This is a genomic window from Streptomyces sp. NPDC041940 (assembly GCF_055589465.1).
In genome coordinates this window covers 163742-182255 of record NZ_JBVJBP010000019.1, presented here as the reverse complement: position 1 = coordinate 182255, position 18514 = coordinate 163742, and the positions used below count along the sequence as shown (strand labels likewise).

Below are 18514 nucleotides of genomic sequence, written 5' to 3'. Positions count from 1 at the left end.
GTTCCTGGGGCCGACCCTGCTGTTCTTCGCGGTCTTCCTGGTCCTGCCGCTCGGTTTCGCGCTGCTGCTGTCGCTGTCCCGCTGGTCCGGCTTCGACCTCGGCGACATCGATCCCGTCGGCCCGGACAACTTCGCCGCGCTCTTCGCGGACGGGGCGACGTTCCTGACGCCGGTCCTGACCAACACGCTGCTGTTCGCCCTGGGCACCGTGGCACTCGCGCTCGCCGGCTCCGTGCTCGTCGCCACCTGCATCGACAGGCTGCGCTTCCAGGGGCTGTGGCGCACTCTGTACTTCCTGCCGATCGTCACGACCGTCGTCGCCGTCGGCAACGTGTGGAAGTACATGTACGAGCCGGGCGGCCTGGTCAACGGCGTCCTCAACGCTCTCGGGCTCGGTTCGGTGGCCTTTCTCCAGGACCCGGACACCGCGCTGCCGGCGGTCGTGGTCGTCCAGGCCTGGGCCTCGCTGGGCACGGCGATCCTCGTCCTGACCGCCGGGCTGAAGTCCATTCCCTGCACGTACTACGAGGCCGCCGCGCTCGACGGCGCCGGGCCCGTCACCGTCTTCCGGCGGATCACCCTGCCGCTGCTGCGGCCGTCGCTGCTGTTCGTGTGCGTCACCCAGTTCCTCATCGGCCTGCAGTCGTTCGCACTGATCATCGTGATGACCAAGGGCGGGCCGGGGAACGCGACCGACGTCGCCGCGCTGGAGATGTACCGGCAGGCCTTCAGCTACGGCGACTGGGGCACCGCGAGCGCCGCCGCCTTCGTGCTGTTCGCGGTCGTCCTGGCGGTCACCCTGGCCCAGTTGTGGGTCTTCCGGCACAAGGGGGAGGACGCGTGAGCGGGGTGGGGAGCGGGCGCGGGCGGCGTTTCCCGTGGCTGTCGTACCTGGTGGTGGTGACCGGCGCCGTGCTCACGGTGGTGCCGTTCCTCGACATGGTGATGACGTCCTTCAAGGGTCCCGGTGAGGCCGGCACCCTGCCGTACCGGTTCCTGCCGGAGGCGTTCGGCCTGTCCAACTACCGGGCGGCGGTCGACCAGTTGGACCTTCCGGTGCTCTTCCGCAACAGCGTCGTCGCCACCGCCGTGATCACCGGCTCGGTGCTGCTCACGTCGTCGCTGGCCGGCTACGCGCTCGCCAAACTGCGCTTCCCCGGCCGGGACCTGGTCTTCCGTCTGGTCCTGGCCACGATGATGTTCCCGCCGTTCCTGTTCTTCATCCCGCGCTTCCTGATCCTGGTGCACTGGCCGCTGGCGGGCGGCAACGATCTGTGGGGGCGCGGCGGCGCGGGCCTGACCGTCAGCATCGCGGCGCTCGCCATGCCCTTCCTCGTCAACGGCTTCGGCATCTTCCTGATGCGCCAGTTCATGGTCGCGATCCCGGACGAGGTGCTGGAGGCCGCGCGCATCGACGGGGCCGGGGAGTTCGCCGTGTGGTGGCGGATCGTCGTACCGCAGACCAAGCCGGTCGTGGTGACGCTCGGGCTGCTGACCTTCGTCGACGCCTGGAACGAGTACATCTGGGCGCTGCTCGTCTCGACCGCCAACCCGGACGTGATGACCCTGCCCGTGGGCATCCAGCTGCTCCAGGACCACGTCGACCCGACCCGCACGATGCCGATCGTCATGGCCGGCCTGGTCCTGAGCGTCCTGCCGGTGCTGATCCTCTTCCTGCTGCTGCAGAAGCACTACATCCGCGGGGTCATGCTCAGCGGCCTCAAGTGAGGCGGCACACCGCAGGCACACCGCAGGCACACCGCCGGCGGACGGCTCACGGCAGATCGTCGCGGCCCAGCCACGCCGGCCTGACGGGCACCCCGTCCGCGTACCGCTCGCCCTGCTCCCCCGCCCCGTCCGGTGCGCCGGCGGCCCCGCTCGGCGCCTGCGCGGATCCCGCGGCGGAATCCTCCAGCAGCTCCGCCACGGTGAACCGGGTGGCGAACGACTGCAACGCTCCCTCCACGACGAGGAGGAACCCGTCGCCGTCCCGGAAGAGCCGGCGGCGCCGGGGGCTCCTCGGGTGCTCGGGCGCGTAGCCCCGGGCCCGCCGTTCCAGCTCGGCGAGCGCCTCCGCGCGCGTTCCGGAGATGTGCGCCAGCACGCGCGCCTCCGTGCGCTTGCCCTCGCCGGCCCCCATGGTCGTCTCCAGGACGAGCCCCCATGTCGTCATGCCCTCGGCCCCTCTCCGCCCCGCCGTACCGGTACGACCCCCATGATCGCGACCGGGCTGCCCGTGTGCCTAGAGGCCCACGATGCCGTTCCACCGCTGGGCGAATTCCGTCCGTTCCGCGGCGCGGATGTCCCGGGCGACGGCGAGGCGCCCGCGCATGCCGGAGTCCGGGAAGACCAGGGGGTTGTCGGCGAGGGCGGCGGTGTCCTTGTCCTTGGCGTCGGCCAGGACGTCGCGGGCGGCCGGCACCGGGCAGACGTAGGTGACCCACGTGGCGAGCCGCGCGGCGACCTCGGGTTCGTAGTAGTAGTCGATCAGCCGCTCGGCGTTGGCCTTGTGCCGGGCCCGGTCGGGGATCATCAGGGAGTCCGACCACAGCTCGGCGCCCTCCTCGGGGACGACGAAGCGGATGTCGGGGTTGTCCGCCTGGAGCTGGATGACGTCGCCGGAGTACGCCTGGCAGGCCAGCACGTCCCCGCTGACCAGGTCCTTGGTGTAGTCGTTGCCGGTGAACCGGCGGATCTGGCCCCGGTGGACCTGCCGCTCCACCTGCTCGCACATCCGGTGGAAGTCGTCCGCGGTCCACCGGGTGATGTCCACGCCGTTGCCCTGCATGAGCAGCGCGTACGCCTCGTCCAGACCGGAGAGCAGGGTCACCCGGCCCTTGAGGTCCTTCGCCCAGAGGTCGGAGACGGCGCGTATCTCCCGGCCGAGCTTGCGGTGGTTGTAGGCGATGCCGGTGATGCCGGACTGCCACGGCACGGTGAAGCGGCGGCCCTTGTCGAAGGCGGGCGAGCGGAGCAGCGGGTCGAGGTGCTCGGCCACGTTGGGCTGGTGGGCGCGGTCCATCTCCTGCACCCAGCCCAGCCGGACGTACCGGGCGCACATCCAGTCGCTGATGACGATCAGGTCGCGGCCGGTGGACTGGTGGTTCATCAGCGCGGGGCTGATCTTGCCGAAGAACTCGTCGTTGTCGTTGATCTCCTCGACGTAGTCCACGGAGATCCCGGTGCGCCGCTCGAACGCCCGCAGCGTGGGCCGCCGATCGGGGTGGTCGTCGTCGGTGTCGATGTAGAGCGGCCAGTTCGCCCAGGTCAGCCTCTTGTCGACCGCGGACTCGTCGGGCACGGCCCGGTCACCGGGCGCCACATAGGCGGCGGGCACGCCGCACCCGGCCAGGGCACCGAGCGCGGCGGTGCCGCCGAGGGCACGCAGGAGAGAACGGCGGGACGGCAGGGGCGTGGAAGTCTGGGACACCCCGAAAGCATGCCGTTCCGCCGTTCGAGTGATCAATCGACGCTGCGTCCAGTGGGCCGGAGCCCACCGGACACCCTGTCGATCACCGATCGGGGGCCTGTCAGCCGTCCAGCGACGTCATCACGTGCTTGATCCGCGTGTAGTCGTCGAAGCCGTACGACGAGAGGTCCTTGCCGTAGCCGGACTTCTTGAAGCCGCCGTGCGGCATCTCGGCGACCAGGGGGATGTGGGTGTTGATCCACACGCAGCCGAAGTCGAGCCTCTTGGACATGCGCATCGCGCGGCCGTGGTCCTTGGTCCACACGGAGGAGGCCAGCGCGTACTCGACGTCGTTGGCCCACGTCACGGCCTGCTCCTCGTCGGAGAAGGACTGGACGGTGATGACCGGGCCGAAGACCTCGTTCTGGATGATCTCGTCGTCCTGCTTCAGGCCCGAGACGACGGTCGGCGCGTAGAAGTAGCCCTTGTCGCCGACGCGCTTGCCGCCGGCCTCCACGCGCGCGTGCGCGGGCAGCCGGTCGATGAAGCCCTCTACCTGCTTGAGCTGGTTGGGGTTGTTGAGCGGGCCGAACAGCACGTCCTCGTCGTCCGGCTGCCCGGTCTTCGTCTCGGCGGCGGCCTTCGCCAGCGCGGAGACGAACTCGTCGTGGATGGACTCGTGGACGAGCACGCGCGTGGCGGCCGTACAGTCCTGGCCCGCGTTGAAGTAGCCCGCGACCGAGATGTCCTCGACGGCCTTGGCGATGTCGGTGTCCTCGAAGACCACGACGGGCGCCTTGCCGCCCAGCTCCAGGTGGACGCGCTTGACGTCCTTGGAGGCGGACTCGGCGACCTGGATGCCGGCCCGCACCGAGCCGGTGATGGAGGCCATCGCCGGGGTGTCGTGCTCGACCATGAGGCGGCCGGTGTCGCGGTCGCCGCAGATGACGTTGAAGACGCCCTTGGGGACGATCGAGCCGATGATCTCGGCCATGAGGGCCGTCGAGGCCGGGGTGGTGTCCGACGGCTTCAGGACGACGGTGTTGCCCGCCGCGAGCGCCGGGGCGAACTTCCACACGGCCATCATCATCGGGTAGTTCCACGGCGCGACCTGCGCGCAGACACCGACCGGCTCACGGCGGACGATGGAGGTCAGGCCCTCCATGTACTCGCCGGCCGAGCGGCCCTCCAGCATCCGCGCCGCGCCCGCGAAGAAGCGGATCTGGTCGACCATCGGCGGGATCTCCTCGGAGCGGGTCAGCCCGACGGGCTTGCCCGTGTTCTCCACCTCGGCCGCGATCAGCTCCTCGGCACGCTCCTCGAAGGCGTCCGCGATCTTCAGCAGGGCCTTCTGACGCTCGGCGGGCGTGGTGTCGCGCCAGCCGGGAAAGGCCTCGGCGGCCGCCGCCATCGCGGCGTCCACGTCCGCCTGCCCGGACAGCGGAGCGGTCGCGTACGCCTCACCCGTCGCGGGATTGACCACCTCGGTGGTCCGTCCGTCGGCGGCGTCCCGGAACTCACCGCCGATGTAGTTACGCAGACGACGAAGCTCGGTGCTCACTGCCGGCCCTCCAGTTCGGATGTCCAGTACTTGAGACACCCACCCTAGTCGCCCGGGCCACGTTTTCAACACCCCCACTCCCTTCATTCATACGGAATCCGCAGGCTACGGCGACTGAAACAACGGATTTCATCGCTCATGCCTTGCGGAAGTGACGAGACCTCGTGCACAGTGACCTCGTGGCCAGTCGAAGCGCAGACCAGAAGGGGTCGCGGGAACTCCGCGAGTCCTCCCGCGAGTCCAGGAACGGCAGCTCGCCCCAGCTGGACGCCGTCTCCCTCGCCATCATCGAACAGCTCCAGGAGGACGGCCGCCGGCCGTACGCCGCCATCGGCAAGGCCGTCGGCCTCTCCGAGGCGGCCGTGCGCCAGCGCGTCCAGAAGCTGCTCGACCAGGGCGTGATGCAGATCGTCGCCGTCACGGACCCGCTCACCGTGGGCTTCCGCAGACAGGCGATGGTCGGCGTCAACGTCGAGGGCGACGTGGAGTCGGTCGCGGACGCGCTGTCGGCCATGTCCGAGTGCGAGTACGTGGTGATGACCGCGGGCTCCTTCGACCTGATGGTGGAGATCGTCTGCGAGGACGACGACCACCTGCTGGAGGTCATCAACAGGCGCATCCGGGCGGTGCCCGGCGTGCGGTCGACGGAGAGCTTCGTCTACCTCAAGCTCAAGAAGCAGACCTACATGTGGGGAACCCGATAACCGTGAGGACCCGATAGCCGTGAGCAAGGACCTCTCCCAGTCCGCGTACGACCACCTGTGGATGCACTTCACGCGCATGTCGTCGTACGAGAAGGCCCCCGTACCCACCATCGTCCGTGGCGAGGGCACCTACATCTACGACGACCAGGGCAAGCGCTACCTGGACGGTCTCGCCGGACTGTTCGTGGTGCAGGCCGGGCACGGCCGTGTCGAGCTCGCCGAGACCGCCTTCAAGCAGGCGCAGGAGCTGGCGTTCTTCCCGGTGTGGTCCTACGCCCACCCCAAGGCCGTCGAGCTGGCCGAGCGCCTCGCGCACCATGCCCCGGGCGACCTGAACAAGGTCTTCTTCACGACCGGCGGCGGCGAGGCCGTCGAGACCGCCTGGAAGCTCGCCAAGCAGTACTTCAAGCTGGTCGGCAAGCCCACCAAGCACAAGGTCATCTCCCGCGCTGTCGCCTACCACGGCACCCCGCAGGGCGCCCTGTCCATCACCGGCCTGCCGGGCCTGAAGGCCCCGTTCGAGCCGCTGGTCCCGGGCGCGCACAAGGTCCCGAACACCAACATCTACCGCGCCCCGCTCTTCGGCGACGACCCGGAGGCCTTCGGCCGCTGGGCCGCCGACCAGATCGAGCAGCAGATCCTCTTCGAGGGCGCGGACACGGTCGCCGCGGTCTTCCTGGAGCCGGTGCAGAACGCGGGCGGCTGCTTCCCGCCCCCGCCCGGCTACTTCCAGCGCGTCCGCGAGATCTGCGACCGGCACGACGTACTGCTCGTGTCCGACGAGGTCATCTGCGCCTTCGGCCGCCTCGGCACGATCTTCGCCTGCGACAAGTTCGACTACGTCCCGGACATGATCACCTGCGCCAAGGGCATGACCTCGGGCTACTCCCCGATCGGCGCGTGCATCATCTCCGACCGCCTGGCCGAGCCGTTCTACAAGGGCGACAACACCTTCCTGCACGGCTACACCTTCGGCGGCCACCCCGTCTCCGCGGCCGTGGGCCTCGCCAACCTCGACCTGTTCGAGCGCGAGAACCTCCCCCAGCACGTCCTCGACAACGAGGGCGCGTTCCGCTCCACCCTGGAGAAGCTCCACGACCTGCCGATCGTCGGCGACGTCCGCGGCAACGGCTTCTTCTACGGCATCGAGCTGGTCAAGGACAAGAACACCAAGGAGTCCTTCGACGACGAGGAGACGGAGCGCGTCCTGTACGGCTTCCTCTCCAAGGCGCTGTACGACAACGGCCTGTACTGCCGCGCCGACGACCGCGGCGACCCGGTCGTCCAGCTCGCCCCGCCGCTGATCTCCGACCAGTCGACGTTCGACGAGATCGAGCAGATCCTCCGGGCCACCCTCTCGGAGGCCTGGACGAAGCTCTGAGCGCCATCGCTCCGATCGTCTGACCGGACGATCAACGCCAGCCCCGGTGCCGCCCGTTCGAGTGAGAAACGGCGGCCCGGGGCCGCGTGCTGTCCGGCGTCCCGCCGCCTTCTGCCTAGCGTGCCCAGTGACTGATCGGCCCCGCCTTCGTTCCCCCGCACGGGGGATGGCACGGGAACTACGGATCTGAACCGAGGTGTACGCGCATGGAGGCCCCGCCGGACAACGACGTGCTCTGGGCACGCGCCCTGCACTTCCAGCACCACGACGGCTCGCCCGCGCTCTGCGGTGTCTCCCTCGGCGTCCGGGAGAGCGAGATCCTCGCCGTCAGCGGCCCGCGCGGCAGCGGCAAGACGACCCTGCTGCGGTGCCTGTCCGGCCTGGAGCCCGTCCGGCGCGGCGAGGTCTGGTTCAACAGCGTGCCCGTGCACACCATGGGCGCCCTCACCCGCGAGCGGCTGCGCCGCGACCGTTTCGGCTGGATCGACCCGGTCCCCTCGCTGGTCCCGGAGCTCAACGCCTGGGAGAACGCCGCCCTGCCGCTGATGCTGCGCGGCACCAGCCGGCGTCGCGCCAAGCGGGCGGCCCTGGAGTGGCTGGAGCGCCTGGACATCGGCGACGGCGCCCGCAAGCGCCCGCACCAGCTGAAGCAGGCCGAGCGCCAGCGGGTGTGCATCGCCCGTGCCCTCGCCCCGGCGCCCTCGGTCCTGTTCGCCGACGAGCCGACGGCGCCCCTGCACCGCGCCGACCGCGCCCACGCGCTGCGCACCCTCACCACGGCGGCCCGCTCGCACGGCATCACCGTCGTCCTGGCCACCCACGACCCGGACACCGCGGCCCTCGCCGACCGCACGGTCTTCCTGCTCGACGGGCGGCGCGTGCGGACCGTGCACCTGCCGCCGGTCGCGGAGACCACCGAGCCGGAAGGCCGGGCGGCGTGCTCGCTCTCCGTCTGACCCGCGCCGCCCACCCCGCCGTCCAACTGCGCCGCCTCCTGGTCGCGGCGGCCTCGGCGGGCACGGGTTTCCTGCTGCTGTGCGCCCTCGGCTACGCGCTGGGCCACCCCGGCTCCCCCGGAGCCGCCGCGCTGCGCCTGGCCTGGTGCGCGGCGCCCCTCGCCGCCACGGTGTACTTCGCCCTCGCGGTGGCCCGCACCGACCCCGGCACCAAGCCCCGCACCGGCCTCTCGGCGATCGGCCTCGGCCCGCTGCGCCTGATGGCCGTCTCGGCGACGACGACGGCCCTGTCCTGCACCCTGGGCTCGATGCTGGCCCTGCTGCTCTTCCTGCACCTGCGGGGCGACCTGACGGGTATGCCGTTCGACGGCGCGGCGGCCGAGGCCCTCGCCGCGGGCCGGCCACTGCCGCTGCCGGGCGCGCTGACGCTGCTGGCGCTCGTGCCCGCGGGCGCGTCGCTCGCGGTGGTGCTGACGCTGCGGCCCCGGGAGCAGCGGGCGGCCGCGGCGGCCAGGGTGGTGTACGGCCGCTTCGGCGCGTACCGGCGCACGAGCACGCCCGACACCTTCGGGGCGTACGGCCGTTTCGGCCGGCAGATCATCCGGCCCGGGGACGCTCCCGCCGGGCGGCAGAGCGCGCCCCCGCCGGCGGCCGTCACGGACAGCGCAATCGCGGTGAGCGCGGTGAGCACGATCGAGGACCCCGCTCCGCCCTCCCCCCAGCACGCCACGGCACAGACCGACGCCCTGGCCTTCGCGGCGTTGCCGCCGGACGCCGTCATCGCCGACGCCGCCCCCACCGCCGCCCCCTCCGGCCTCCCCTGGGGCATCACCGTCCTGGCCGCGGGACTCGCCGTGGAGACCTACGCGAGCCGTACCGCCCCCAAGGCGCCCGACCTCACCTTCTCCGGCGCCTCCCCCGGCGTGATGGCGGGCTGGACGCTGGCCGCCGTCGGCCTGGCCCTGGCCGGTCCCGGCCTGACCCACCTGTGCGGCCGGCTGCTCCAGTCGGCCCGCCCCGGCGCCCTGCGGCTGCTGGCGGGCCGCATCATGATGACGGAGGCCACCCGCATCGGCCGCCCGCTGGGCGTGGTCTGCGCGGTCCTGTCGGCCACGTACGCGATGGTGCTGCTGCACGCCCCGGACGGACTGTCGCTCGGCCCGCTCACCCTCCTCGGCGTGCTCCTCGTGACCGGCTGCACGGTGGCGACGCTCCTGACAGCCGCCGTCGAGGCCCGGCAAGCCCGCGCCGACACCACCTCCGCGCTGCTGCGGCTGGGTGCCCCCGCGACCATGCTGCGCAGCGCCGCGGCCCTGCGCGCGGGCGCGCTGCTCGCCCTGTTCGCCCCGCTCACCCTGACGGTCGCGGAGCTGGCGGCGCTGCCGCTGGCGCGCTGAGAACCCGTACGAGAAAAATCTCCGGACCGCGATGAGTTCCGCGCGGACCTCCGGTCTATCCCCGCGTAACGACACAGAGCCCGTTGGGAGAGACTTCGCATGTACCAGCAGATGATCTTCGTGAACCTGTGCACCGGCGACCTCGGAGCGTCGAAGAAGTTCTTCACGGAGCTGGGCTTCACGATCAACGAGCAGTTCAGCGACGACACCACGGCCTCCGTCGTGATCAGCGAGACCATCGTCGTGATGGTGCACACCAAGGAGAAGTACTCCCAGTTCACCAAGAAGGAGATCGCGGACTCCAGGAAGAGCAGCGAGGTGCTGATCGCGCTGAGCTCGGAGAGCCGCGAGAAGGTCGACGAGCTCGTGGAGAAGGCGGTCGCGGCCGGCGGCTCCGTCTCCGGCGAGACCCAGGACCACGGCTTCATGTACGGCCGCGCCTTCGACGACCCGGACGGCCACACCTTCGAGGTCGTGTGGATGGACCCGGCGGCCGTCCAGGGCTGAGACCCGCTGTGCCAGCATGGGCGGGTGCAGACGATGCCCGCCCATGCGGCCCACCATGACGACCGTGAGATAGAGACGCTCGAGGAGTTCGACGCGACCGTCGCGGCGCGCGGCACACTCGCCGGTCACCGCGTCCAGGCCGTCGACCTGACGGACCGTACGCGCGAACTGCTCACCACGGACACGGCGGGCGCGGTCTTCCTCGGCTGCGCGATGCGCGAGGACGCGGCCGCCAAGATACGCGGCGACGGCGCCCTGGTCTTCCCGCCCGTCCCGGATCTGCCCTTCGATCCGTACCGCGGCCTGGTCTACTCGCCGGACGAGCTCTTCGCGTCGCTGCCGGACGGCTACGAGGCCACGCCCGACGCCCGCGCCTACGCCTGGTTCCAGCGCACGAAGGCCGACAAGGACATCTACGCGTCCATGCTGCGCGCGGTCCACGACGACTCCGTCTCGGACGCGCTCGACGAACTCCTGTCCGGCGCCCGGGTCGTGGGCGTGATGGGCGGCCACGCGATGGCCCGGGGCACCGAGGAGTACGCGGGGGCGGCGCGGCTCGGCCGCGAACTGGCCCGCGCCGGTCTCACGGTCGCCACCGGCGGCGGCCCGGGCGCGATGGAGGCGGCCAACCTCGGCGCGTACGCGGCCCCGTTCGACGACGAGATGCTCACCGAGTCGCTGAAGTCGCTCGGCAAGGCCCCGCGCTTCACACCGTCGATCACCCAGTGGGCCTCGGCGGCCTTCGAGATACGCGGTCGCTGGCCGCAGGGCGGCCGCTCCGTCGGCATCCCGACCTGGTTCTACGGCCACGAGCCGCCGAACGCGTTCGCCTCGCACATCGCCAAGTACTTCGCCAACGCCACCCGCGAGGACGGCCTGCTGGCCCGGTCGACCGCGGGGGTGGTGTTCCTGCCGGGCGCCGCCGGCACTGTCCAGGAGATCTTCGACAACGCGACGCCGAACTACTATGAGTCGCGCGGCGAGCCGACGCCCATGGTGCTCGTGAACCGCGCGCACTGGACGGAGAAGCTGCCGACGTGGCCGCTGCTCCAGTCGCTGGCCAAGGGGCGTTCGATGGAGGCGCGGATCGCGCTGGTCGAGCGGATCGAGGAGGCTCCGGAGGCGTTGAAACGCCTGGGCGGTTAATAAGCAGGCAAAGCAAGTGCTTGCAAGCTGCATATGCGTTGACACTACTTATGCGGCGCTTATAAACCTGTGAGTCTCCAGGTAGTGCTGATGTTCAGTCAGCACCGCCTCATCCCCCCGCTCTAACGCATCCTGTAAAGGACAAACGTGGCAGTTCTGTCCGTATCCCCCCGCGCACGTGCCGTGCGCGTCCTCGGTGTCGTGGCCGCCTCGGCCGCGCTCGCGCTCGGTACCGCCGGCAACGCGCTCGCCTGCAACATCAACGAGTTCTCCGCCGAGGCGAAGTGTGACGGCGACAAGGGCGTCATCACCGTCACCGACGTGGACCCCGCCGGCATCAAGGCGACGGTCACCGTATACCTGCAGAACAACGGCGCCGACGCCAAGAAGGTCGGCGAGCAGGAGGTCAAGGGCTCGCGCGAAGGCACCACCATCACCTTCGCCGAGGACTGGAAGCCGAACGCGGAGTACCGCATCCACGTGAAGGCCGCTCCGTACGTCGACGAGGACATCAAGCCGAACCTCGTCACCCCGGCCACGGCCTGCAAGAAGGAGGAGGAGCCCCCGGCTTCGACTCCCCCGGCCACGCCGACCCCGTCGGCCCCGTCGGCCTCCCCCTCGAAGCCGGCCGAGGAGACCGACACCCCGGCTCCGACGCCGTCCGAGAGCCAGAGCACCACGCCGGCGGGCAACGCGCCCGGCCCGGCCGGTGACTCCAACCTCGCCGAGACCGGCGCCAACTCCAACACCGGCGTCATCGCCGGCATCGCGGCGGCCCTGGTCGTCGTCGGTGGTGGCGCGGTGTTCTTCGGCATGCGCCGCCGTGGGGCGAGCAGCGACAGCTGACGCCCGCGCAACACCGTGAAGTGGCCCGTCCCGTGATCCACGGGGCGGGTCACTGTGTCTCACCCGAACGTCGCCCGCTCCAGCCAGAACTCGAGCAACTCGCGCTCTCCCAGCACCTCCAGCTCCGGAGCGTCCAGCGGCAGCCGCCGGTAGAACGCCAGCAGGACGGAGGTGAGCGGCCCGCGCAGGGCGACCGTGGCCCTCTCGTGGCCCCGGCGCCAGGTGACACCGTCCTCGGTGAGCGCGATCAGCCACTCGGCGTTCACCTCCGACCCGGTGTCGGTGGCGTGCAGGTGGATACTGCGGCCCGGGCCGCGCAGTTCCCTCGCCGCCTCGTCGTTCGGGTCCGTCTGCGCGTACTCCACGATCTGCAGCCACTCGTCGATCGCGTCGGCGGCGATGTCGGACGCGACCTCGTAGGGCAGCCCGGCGGCGAGTGTGGCGTCCGCGCGGTGCACGGTGACCTCGTGCGCCATCCGGCGGGCCCAGAACCCGGCGTTGTGGATCCCCGCCCAGCCCCACACCTTCGCGTCCGGCCCGGCCTCCCGCAGCGCGGCGACGACCCGCTCGCCCGCCTCCCCCAGCCACGCGTCCAGCGCGGCGGCGTCGCCCCGGATCTCGGGCCCTTCGCCGCCCGGCACCTCCTCCTCGGGCACCTCCTCCCGGGCCCGGGTCCGCACCATGAGCTCCACCCAGCGCAGGGCGCCGCCCGTATGCCGGACCAGCTCCTCCAGCGACCAGTCCGGGCAGGTCGGCACCGTGGTGGACAACTCGGCCCCGGAACTCACCACCGACCTCAACAGGCCGACCTGGTGGGCGATTTCGTCGCAGTAGCGGTCGTGCGCGAGGAGTGTCATGCCCGAACCATAGGCGGGCGACGATCAGTCGAGCACGGCGATTTCCGCCGCGTCGAACTCCACTCCGACCTCGTCCCCGACCTCCGGCGCCGCCCGCAGCGCGCACGCCGCCTCCAGACGCGGGGCGTCCTCCGGCTGGAGGTGGACGGCGACATGGGTGCCCTTGAAGGTGCGGGCGGTCACCGTGCAGCGCAGCCCCTCGCCGACGGGCACGAGGCGTACGCCGGCGGGCCTCGCAAGGAGGGTCCGCGTGCCCTGCGGGGCGCCCTCCGGCACCGGCACCTTGCCCCACGGCGTGTCCGCGGCCTCCGCGCCCACCGTCGCCTCGACGACGTTCTCGAAGCCGAGGAAGCGGGCCACGAACGCGTCGGCCGGCCGCTGCCACACCTCGAGCGGCGTACCGGACTGGGCGATCCGCCCGTCCCGCATCACCACGACCCGGTCGGCCAGCGCGAAGGCCTCCCCCTGGTCGTGCGTCACGGCCAGCACGGTCGTGCCCAACCGGCCGAACAGCTCGCGCAGTTCAACGACCAGCCGCTCCCTCAGCGACCGGTCGAGCTGGCCCAGCGGCTCGTCCAGCATCAGCAGCCTGGGGCTCGGCGCCAGGGCCCGGGCCAGCGCCACCCGCTGCTGCTCCCCGCCGGACAGCGCGGCGACGGCCCGGCGCCCCGCGCCCGGCAGGCCGACGAGGTCCAGCAACTCCTGTACGTGCTCGGCCTGTTGCCGCTTCGACACCCCGTGCATCCGCAGCCCGAAGGCGACGTTGCCGCCCACGTCCCGCTGCGGGAACAGCTGGTGGTCCTGGAACATCAGCCCGACCCCGCGCCGGTGCGCGGGCACGCCCGCCTGGTCGCGCCCGTCGAGCGACACCCGCCCCGAGTCGAGCGGCTGCAGCCCGGCCACGGCCCGCAGCAGGGTCGACTTGCCGCTGCCGCTGGGCCCGAGCACACACACGATCTCGTGCTCGGCGACCTCCAGATCGACGGCGTCCAGCACGGGCCGCCCGCCGAAACGGACCGTCGCGCCCTCCAGCGCCAGCAGCATCAGAACTCCCCTGTCCGGTCGGCGGTCCGCAGCCTCTCCAGCACCAGCAGTGCCACAGCGCACACCACCATCAGAATCGTCGAAAGGGCCATCGCCTGGCCGTAGTTGAGGTCCCCGGGCCGACCCAGCAGCCGCGCCACGGCCACCGGCAGCGTCGGGTTGTCGGGCCGCGCGATGAACACCGTCGCGCCGAACTCCCCGAGCGACACCGCGAAGGCGAACCCGGCCGCGATCAGCAGCGCCCGCCGCACCATCGGCAGGTCCACCTCCCGCCACACCCGCCAGGGCGAGGCCCCCAGCACCGAGGCCGCCTCCCGCAGCCGCGCGTCCACCGCCCGCAGCACGGGCAGCATGGTCCGCACGACGAACGGCACCCCGACCAGCGCCTGCGCGAGCGGCACCAGGATCCACGAGGACCTCAGATCCAGCGGCGGCTCGTCGAGGGCGATCAGGAACCCGAAGCCGACGGTCACCGCGGACACCCCGAGCGGCAGCATCAGCAACGCGTCGAAACCGCGCACGAACCGCCCGGCGTCCCGGCGGGTGAGCGCGACGGCGGCGAGACCACCGATCACCACGGCGATGACGGTGGCGGCGAGGGCGTACTCCAGCGAGTTGCCGATCGCCTCGATCGGCGCCACCAGGAAGATCCCGCCGTCCGCCCTGGTCAGCGCGCGGTAGTAGCCGAAGCCGGGCGCGTCCAGGGACCGCTGCACGAGCACGGCGAGCGGCAGCAGAAGCAGTACGACGACAGTCACGAGCACCCCGCCGAGCAGCGCCCACTGCCCGGCGCCGCGCGGCCGGCGCGCGGTCACCGACGCGTCCACCAGCCGCAGCGCGGTCTCCCGCCTCCGTACGGTCCAGGCGTGCAGGGCGAGGATCGCGCCCACGGCCACGAACTGGATCAGCGTCAGGACGGCCGCCGTGGACAGGTCGAAGATCTCCGACGTCTGCCGGTAGATCTCCACTTCCAGGGTCGAGAAGGTGGGCCCGCCGAGGATCTGGACGACACCGAAGGAGGTGAAGGTGAAGAGAAAGACCATGAGCGCGGCGGCGGCCACCGCCGGACCGAGCGCCGGCAGCGTGACCTGCCGCCAGGCCTTCCAGGGGGACGCCCCGAGCATCCGCGCGGCCTCCTCCTGCCGCGGGTCGAGCTGCGCCCAGAGCCCGCCGACGGTCCGTACGACGACCGCGTAGTTGAAGAAGACGTGCGCGAGCAGGATCGCCCACACGGTGGTGTCCAGCCGTACGCCCCACAGCTCGTCGAGCAGCCCGCCCCGCCCGACCAGCGCCAGGAACGCCGTACCGACGACGACCGTGGGCAGCACGAACGGGACGGTGACGGCCGCCCGCAGCACCTGCTTGCCCCGGAAGTCGAAGCGCGCGAAGACGTACGCGCCGGGGAGCGCGATCAGCAGGGTGAGCGCGGTGGAGACGAGCGCCTGCCAGGTGGTGAACCACAGGACGTGCCGGACATCGGACTGCGCCAGCACCTCCCCGATCCGCCCGAACCGCCAGACCCCGTCGACCTTCAGCCCGCGCGCGACGATCGCGGCGACGGGGTAGGCGAAGAACGCCGCGAAGAACGCGACGGGCAGGGCGATGAGCCCGAACCGCGCCGCCGCGCCCCGCTGCCGGCCGCCTACTTGAGTACGAGTGAGGTCCACGACTTGACCCACTGATCACGGTTCTCGGCGATCTTCGCCGGGTCGAGGGTCTCGGGGTCCTTCGCCTGCGGCCCGAACTCCACGAACTCCGGCGGCACCTGGGCGCCCTCGCGCACCGGGTACACGAACATGTTGAGCGGCATGTCCTCCTGGAACTTCTTGGTGAGCAGGAAGTCGAGGAAGGCCTTGCCGCCCTTGGTGTTCTTCGCGTTGCTCAGCAGCCCGGCGTACTCGACCTGCCGGAAGCAGGTGCCCTCGGCGACCCCGGTCGGTGCCGTGTCCGGCTTCGGATCGGCGAAGATGACCTCGGCGGGCGGCGAGGAGGCGTACGACACGACGAGCGGCCTCTCGCCCTTGGCCTTCTTGCCGCCGGCCGAGCCGGAGAACTCCTCGTTGTAGGCCTGCTCCCAGCCGTCGACGACCTTCACGCCGTTGGCCTTGAGCTTCTTCCAGTAGCCCTGCCAGCCGTCGTCGCCGTACTTCGCGGCGGTTCCGAGCAGGAAGCCCAGGCCGGGCGAGGAGGCGGAGGCGTTCTCGGTCACGAGCAGGTTCCTGTACTGCGGCTTGACGAGATCGTCGAAGCTCCGCGGCGGTTCCAGCTTGTGATCGGCGAAGTACTTCTTGTCGTAGTTCACGCAGATGTCGCCGGTGTCGACGGGCGTGACCCGGTGCTTGCCCTGGTCGGCGCGGTACTCGGCCTTGATCTGCTCGGAGCCCTTCGCCTCGTACGGCTGGAACAGCCCGTTGTCGAGGGCCCGTGAGAGCAGCGTGTTGTCGACGCCGAAGAAGACGTCGCCCTGCGGATTGTCCTTGGTCAGGATCGCCTTGTTCACGGCCTGCCCGGCGTCACCGTCCTCCAGGACGTCGACCTTGTAGCCGGACTGCTTCTCGAAGGCGGCGATGACGCCCTTGGACGCGGCCCACGAGTCATGGCTGACGAGGGTCACGGTCTTGGAGTCGCCGGACCCCTGGCCGTCACCGGACGACCCGCACGCGGCGAGCGTGCCGACCATGCCGAGCCCGACGACCACGGCCGTCAGCCGCTTGCTCTTGTTGCTCACTGGATTCCTCCTGGATGACCAGGAGAAGACGCGGCCCCGCCCGGGAACTCAGGGGATCCCGGGCAGGGCGCAACAGCTCGAGTGATGACCGATCTCCCTACCCAGAATGACCTGGGCCAGGTTCGGAGGGTCTGCGGCCGTGTGCCGCACTCTCAGCGCTGTGGCGCTCCCCTGTCGGAATATGCAGGTGTCGGATATGCAGATGTTCTTACGCCGGTCAGACTACCGTTCGGTGGCCGCGAGCTGACCACACGCCCCGTCGATCTCCTGTCCACGGGTGTCCCGGACCGTCACCGGCACACCATGGGCGGCGATGGCCTCCACGAACGCCTTCTCGTCCTCGGGCCGTGAGGCGGTCCACTTCGACCCGGGCGTCGGGTTCAGCGGAATGAGATTCACATGCACCGGCTTGCCCTTGAGCAGCCGCCCGAGCCGGTCACCGCGCCAGGCCTGGTCGTTGATGTCCCGGATCAGGGCGTACTCGATGGAGAGCCGCCGCCCGGACTTGGCGCTGTACTGGAACCCGGCGTCCAGCACCTCGCGCACCTTCCACCGCGTGTTCACGGGGACGAGGGTGTCGCGCAGCTCGTCGTCGGGCGCGTGCAGCGAGATGGCCAGCCGGCACTTGAAGCCCTCGTCGGCGAACCGGTGGATCGCCGGCACGAGACCGACCGTCGAGACGGTGATCCCGCGCTGCGAGAGCCCCACCCCGTCGGGCTCGGGGTCGGTGAGCCGCCGGATGGACCCGATGACCCGGTTGTAGTTGGCGAGCGGCTCGCCCATGCCCATGAACACGATGTTGCTGAGACGGGCGGGCCCACCGGGGACCTCACCGTCCCTGAGCGCCCGCATACCGTCGACGATCTGGTGCACGATCTCGGCGGTGGACAGATTCCGGTCAAGACCCGCCTGCCCGGTCGCGCAGAACGGGCAGTTCATCCCGCACCCCGCCTGCGAGCTGATGCACATGGTCACCCGGTCCGGGTACCGCATCAGCACGGACTCGACGAGCGTCCCGTCGAACAGCCGCCACAGCGTCTTGCGCGTGGTGCCCTGGTCGGTGGACAGATGCCGCACGACGCTCATCAGCTCGGGCAGCAACGCCTCCTGCAGCTTCCCCCGGGCACCGGCCGGAATGTCGGTCCACTGCTCCGGCTCGTGCGCGTACCGCGCGAAGTAGTGCTGCGAGAGCTGCTTGGCACGAAACGGCTTCTCCCCGACAGCCGCGACGGCCTCCTTGCGCTCGGCAGGAGTGAGATCAGCGAGATGCCGCGGCGGCTTCTTGGCTCCGCGGGGGGCGACGAATGTGAGTTCTCCGGGCTTAGGCATGGCTCAACCAGTGTCGCAGATCGCCGACGGTGGCCCGCGCCCCGCCCGTCCCCGCGACACCGGAGGCGATACGCCCTACTCGCCCACGTGCTCCAGCCGGTCCTTGAGGAGCTGCTCGTTGCGCGGGAGTTCCTTGCGGACCTGGGGGCGCATGACGAGCGGTACCAGGACCTTGCCCACGCCGTGGCCCTCGAAGTCGATCTCGATCGTCACGTGGGAGCGCTGCCCCTCGTCGAACGGCTCGACCTCGCCGTGCACCCGGGCCCGGACGGGGCCGTCGACACCGCGCATGCCCCAGGTGTGGGGCGGGTCGTACTCGACGACCTCCATGGTCATCGGCATCACGCGGCGGCCGACGTGCCGGGTGACCCGGAACCGGGAGCCGATGCCGAAGGGCCCCTCGTCGAGGCGTTCCGCGGACACGGCGCTCAGCTGCCACTCCGGCATCCGCGGGGTGTCCATGACGTAGTCGTAGACGTCCTCGGGACGCCGGTCGACATCGATGCTCTGTCGAATGATGGACATGATGGCCCCCTTTGCGACGTACACCTGAATCGTCCCACTCGGCGCCCTCCGATGCCTCCCCGGAACGACAGCGAGCCCCCGCCCACAAGGACGGGAGCTCACTGGACGAGGTCCGCTCAGCCAG

Annotated in this window: 18 protein-coding genes and 1 riboswitch; of the genes, 9 read left to right on the top strand and 9 right to left on the bottom strand. The window is 70.9% G+C overall.

Translation table 11 applies throughout. The annotated features are described in order from the left end of the window. Together ACZ6I3_RS28575 and ACZ6I3_RS28570 are read left to right on the top strand one after the other, a co-directional pair. Positions 1-844 (top strand): carbohydrate ABC transporter permease (locus ACZ6I3_RS28575; protein ID WP_469418454.1); only part of this gene is annotated, 844 nt, incomplete at its 5' end. Further along, on the top strand, positions 841-1728 hold the full coding sequence (locus ACZ6I3_RS28570; RefSeq protein WP_391048652.1) for a carbohydrate ABC transporter permease: 888 nt from the start codon (positions 841-843) through the stop codon (positions 1726-1728). The genes ACZ6I3_RS28575 and ACZ6I3_RS28570, both read left to right, overlap by 4 nt. Before the next feature lie 46 nt (positions 1729-1774). Here the strand turns inward: ACZ6I3_RS28570 and ACZ6I3_RS28565 are convergent, their stop codons facing one another. The 3 genes from ACZ6I3_RS28565 to ACZ6I3_RS28555 all read right to left on the bottom strand — a co-directional run bounded on the left by ACZ6I3_RS28565 (position 1775) and on the right by ACZ6I3_RS28555 (position 4970). Next, complete coding sequence (locus tag ACZ6I3_RS28565; RefSeq protein WP_208877378.1) at positions 1775-2173, bottom strand: hypothetical protein; 399 nt, start codon at positions 2171-2173, stop codon at positions 1775-1777. 69 nt (positions 2174-2242) lie between these two features. Beyond that, on the bottom strand, positions 2243-3430 hold the full coding sequence (locus ACZ6I3_RS28560) for an extracellular solute-binding protein (protein ID WP_208877376.1): 1188 nt from the start codon (positions 3428-3430) through the stop codon (positions 2243-2245). A gap of 100 nt (positions 3431-3530) precedes the next feature. Further along, the gene (locus ACZ6I3_RS28555) at positions 3531-4970 is read right to left on the bottom strand and encodes a gamma-aminobutyraldehyde dehydrogenase (protein WP_469418452.1); all 1440 of its coding nucleotides are present in this window, start codon (positions 4968-4970) and stop codon (positions 3531-3533) included. A 164-nt stretch (positions 4971-5134) separates the two neighbouring features. Between ACZ6I3_RS28555 and ACZ6I3_RS28550 the strand changes: the two genes are divergently transcribed. The 7 genes from ACZ6I3_RS28550 (at position 5135) to ACZ6I3_RS28520 (ending at position 11907) form a co-directional block, all read left to right on the top strand. Beyond that, entirely contained in the window at positions 5135-5674 is a 540-nt protein-coding gene (locus ACZ6I3_RS28550) for an Lrp/AsnC family transcriptional regulator (RefSeq protein ID WP_469418450.1), read from the top strand. 13 nt (positions 5675-5687) lie between these two features. Continuing rightward, a complete protein-coding gene (locus tag ACZ6I3_RS28545) occupies positions 5688-7055 on the top strand; it encodes an aspartate aminotransferase family protein (protein ID WP_469418465.1) in 1368 nt (455 codons plus the stop codon). 206 nt (positions 7056-7261) lie between these two features. Beyond that, complete coding sequence (locus tag ACZ6I3_RS28540) at positions 7262-8011, top strand: ABC transporter ATP-binding protein (protein WP_215118268.1); 750 nt, start codon at positions 7262-7264, stop codon at positions 8009-8011. After that, entirely contained in the window at positions 7993-9408 is a 1416-nt protein-coding gene (locus ACZ6I3_RS28535; protein ID WP_469418449.1) for a hypothetical protein, read from the top strand. The genes ACZ6I3_RS28540 and ACZ6I3_RS28535 overlap by 19 nt, the downstream gene beginning before the upstream one ends. 99 nt (positions 9409-9507) lie before the next feature. Next, on the top strand, positions 9508-9915 hold the full coding sequence (locus ACZ6I3_RS28530; RefSeq protein ID WP_391102756.1) for a VOC family protein: 408 nt from the start codon (positions 9508-9510) through the stop codon (positions 9913-9915). A gap of 24 nt (positions 9916-9939) precedes the next feature. Then, on the top strand, positions 9940-11061 hold the full coding sequence (locus tag ACZ6I3_RS28525) for an LOG family protein (RefSeq protein ID WP_469418448.1): 1122 nt from the start codon (positions 9940-9942) through the stop codon (positions 11059-11061). A gap of 147 nt (positions 11062-11208) precedes the next feature. Further along, on the top strand, positions 11209-11907 hold the full coding sequence (locus tag ACZ6I3_RS28520) for an LAETG motif-containing sortase-dependent surface protein (protein ID WP_469418447.1): 699 nt from the start codon (positions 11209-11211) through the stop codon (positions 11905-11907). Between the two features lie 59 nt (positions 11908-11966). Here the strand turns inward: ACZ6I3_RS28520 and ACZ6I3_RS28515 are convergent, their stop codons facing one another. From ACZ6I3_RS28515 to ACZ6I3_RS28490, 6 genes are all read right to left on the bottom strand, one after another. After that, positions 11967-12764, bottom strand: a complete 798-nt coding sequence (locus ACZ6I3_RS28515; RefSeq protein ID WP_469418445.1) for a maleylpyruvate isomerase family mycothiol-dependent enzyme — start codon at positions 12762-12764, stop codon at positions 11967-11969. A 24-nt stretch (positions 12765-12788) separates the two neighbouring features. Further along, entirely contained in the window at positions 12789-13808 is a 1020-nt protein-coding gene (locus ACZ6I3_RS28510) for an ABC transporter ATP-binding protein (protein ID WP_469418444.1), read from the bottom strand. After that, complete coding sequence (locus tag ACZ6I3_RS28505; protein ID WP_469418443.1) at positions 13808-15475, bottom strand: ABC transporter permease; 1668 nt, start codon at positions 15473-15475, stop codon at positions 13808-13810. Before ACZ6I3_RS28505 ends, ACZ6I3_RS28510 begins: the two co-directional genes overlap by 1 nt. Then, positions 15451-16488, bottom strand: coding sequence for a thiamine ABC transporter substrate-binding protein (locus tag ACZ6I3_RS28500; protein WP_469418464.1), 1038 nt, complete (start codon positions 16486-16488; stop codon positions 15451-15453). Before ACZ6I3_RS28500 ends, ACZ6I3_RS28505 begins: the two co-directional genes overlap by 25 nt. A gap of 124 nt (positions 16489-16612) precedes the next feature. After that, positions 16613-16719: riboswitch (TPP riboswitch) on the bottom strand. A gap of 39 nt (positions 16720-16758) precedes the next feature. Beyond that, on the bottom strand, positions 16759-17865 hold the full coding sequence (gene rlmN, locus ACZ6I3_RS28495) for a dual-specificity RNA methyltransferase RlmN (RefSeq protein WP_469418441.1): 1107 nt from the start codon (positions 17863-17865) through the stop codon (positions 16759-16761). Positions 17866-17940: 75 nt separating this feature from the next. After that, positions 17941-18390 carry an SRPBCC family protein gene (locus tag ACZ6I3_RS28490; RefSeq protein WP_469418439.1) on the bottom strand — a complete coding sequence of 150 codons (450 nt, stop codon included), beginning with the start codon at positions 18388-18390 and terminating at the stop codon, positions 17941-17943. Positions 18391-18514: the final 124 nt, after the last annotated feature.

What these genes read in the sequence shown, in the direction of transcription:
- ACZ6I3_RS28565 (WP_208877378.1), bottom strand. Translation starts at nt 2,173, where the DNA reads ATGACGACATGGGGGCTCGTCCTGGAGACGACCATGGGGGCCGGCGAG.
- ACZ6I3_RS28540 (WP_215118268.1), top strand. Translation starts at nt 7,262, where the DNA reads ATGGAGGCCCCGCCGGACAACGACGTGCTCTGGGCACGCGCCCTGCAC.
- ACZ6I3_RS28530 (WP_391102756.1), top strand. Translation starts at nt 9,508, where the DNA reads ATGTACCAGCAGATGATCTTCGTGAACCTGTGCACCGGCGACCTCGGA.
- ACZ6I3_RS28515 (WP_469418445.1), bottom strand. Translation starts at nt 12,764, where the DNA reads ATGACACTCCTCGCGCACGACCGCTACTGCGACGAAATCGCCCACCAG.
- ACZ6I3_RS28510 (WP_469418444.1), bottom strand. Translation starts at nt 13,808, where the DNA reads ATGCTGCTGGCGCTGGAGGGCGCGACGGTCCGTTTCGGCGGGCGGCCC.
- ACZ6I3_RS28500 (WP_469418464.1), bottom strand. Translation starts at nt 16,488, where the DNA reads ATGGTCGGCACGCTCGCCGCGTGCGGGTCGTCCGGTGACGGCCAGGGG.
- rlmN (WP_469418441.1), bottom strand. Translation starts at nt 17,865, where the DNA reads ATGCCTAAGCCCGGAGAACTCACATTCGTCGCCCCCCGCGGAGCCAAG.
- ACZ6I3_RS28490 (WP_469418439.1), bottom strand. Translation starts at nt 18,390, where the DNA reads ATGTCCATCATTCGACAGAGCATCGATGTCGACCGGCGTCCCGAGGAC.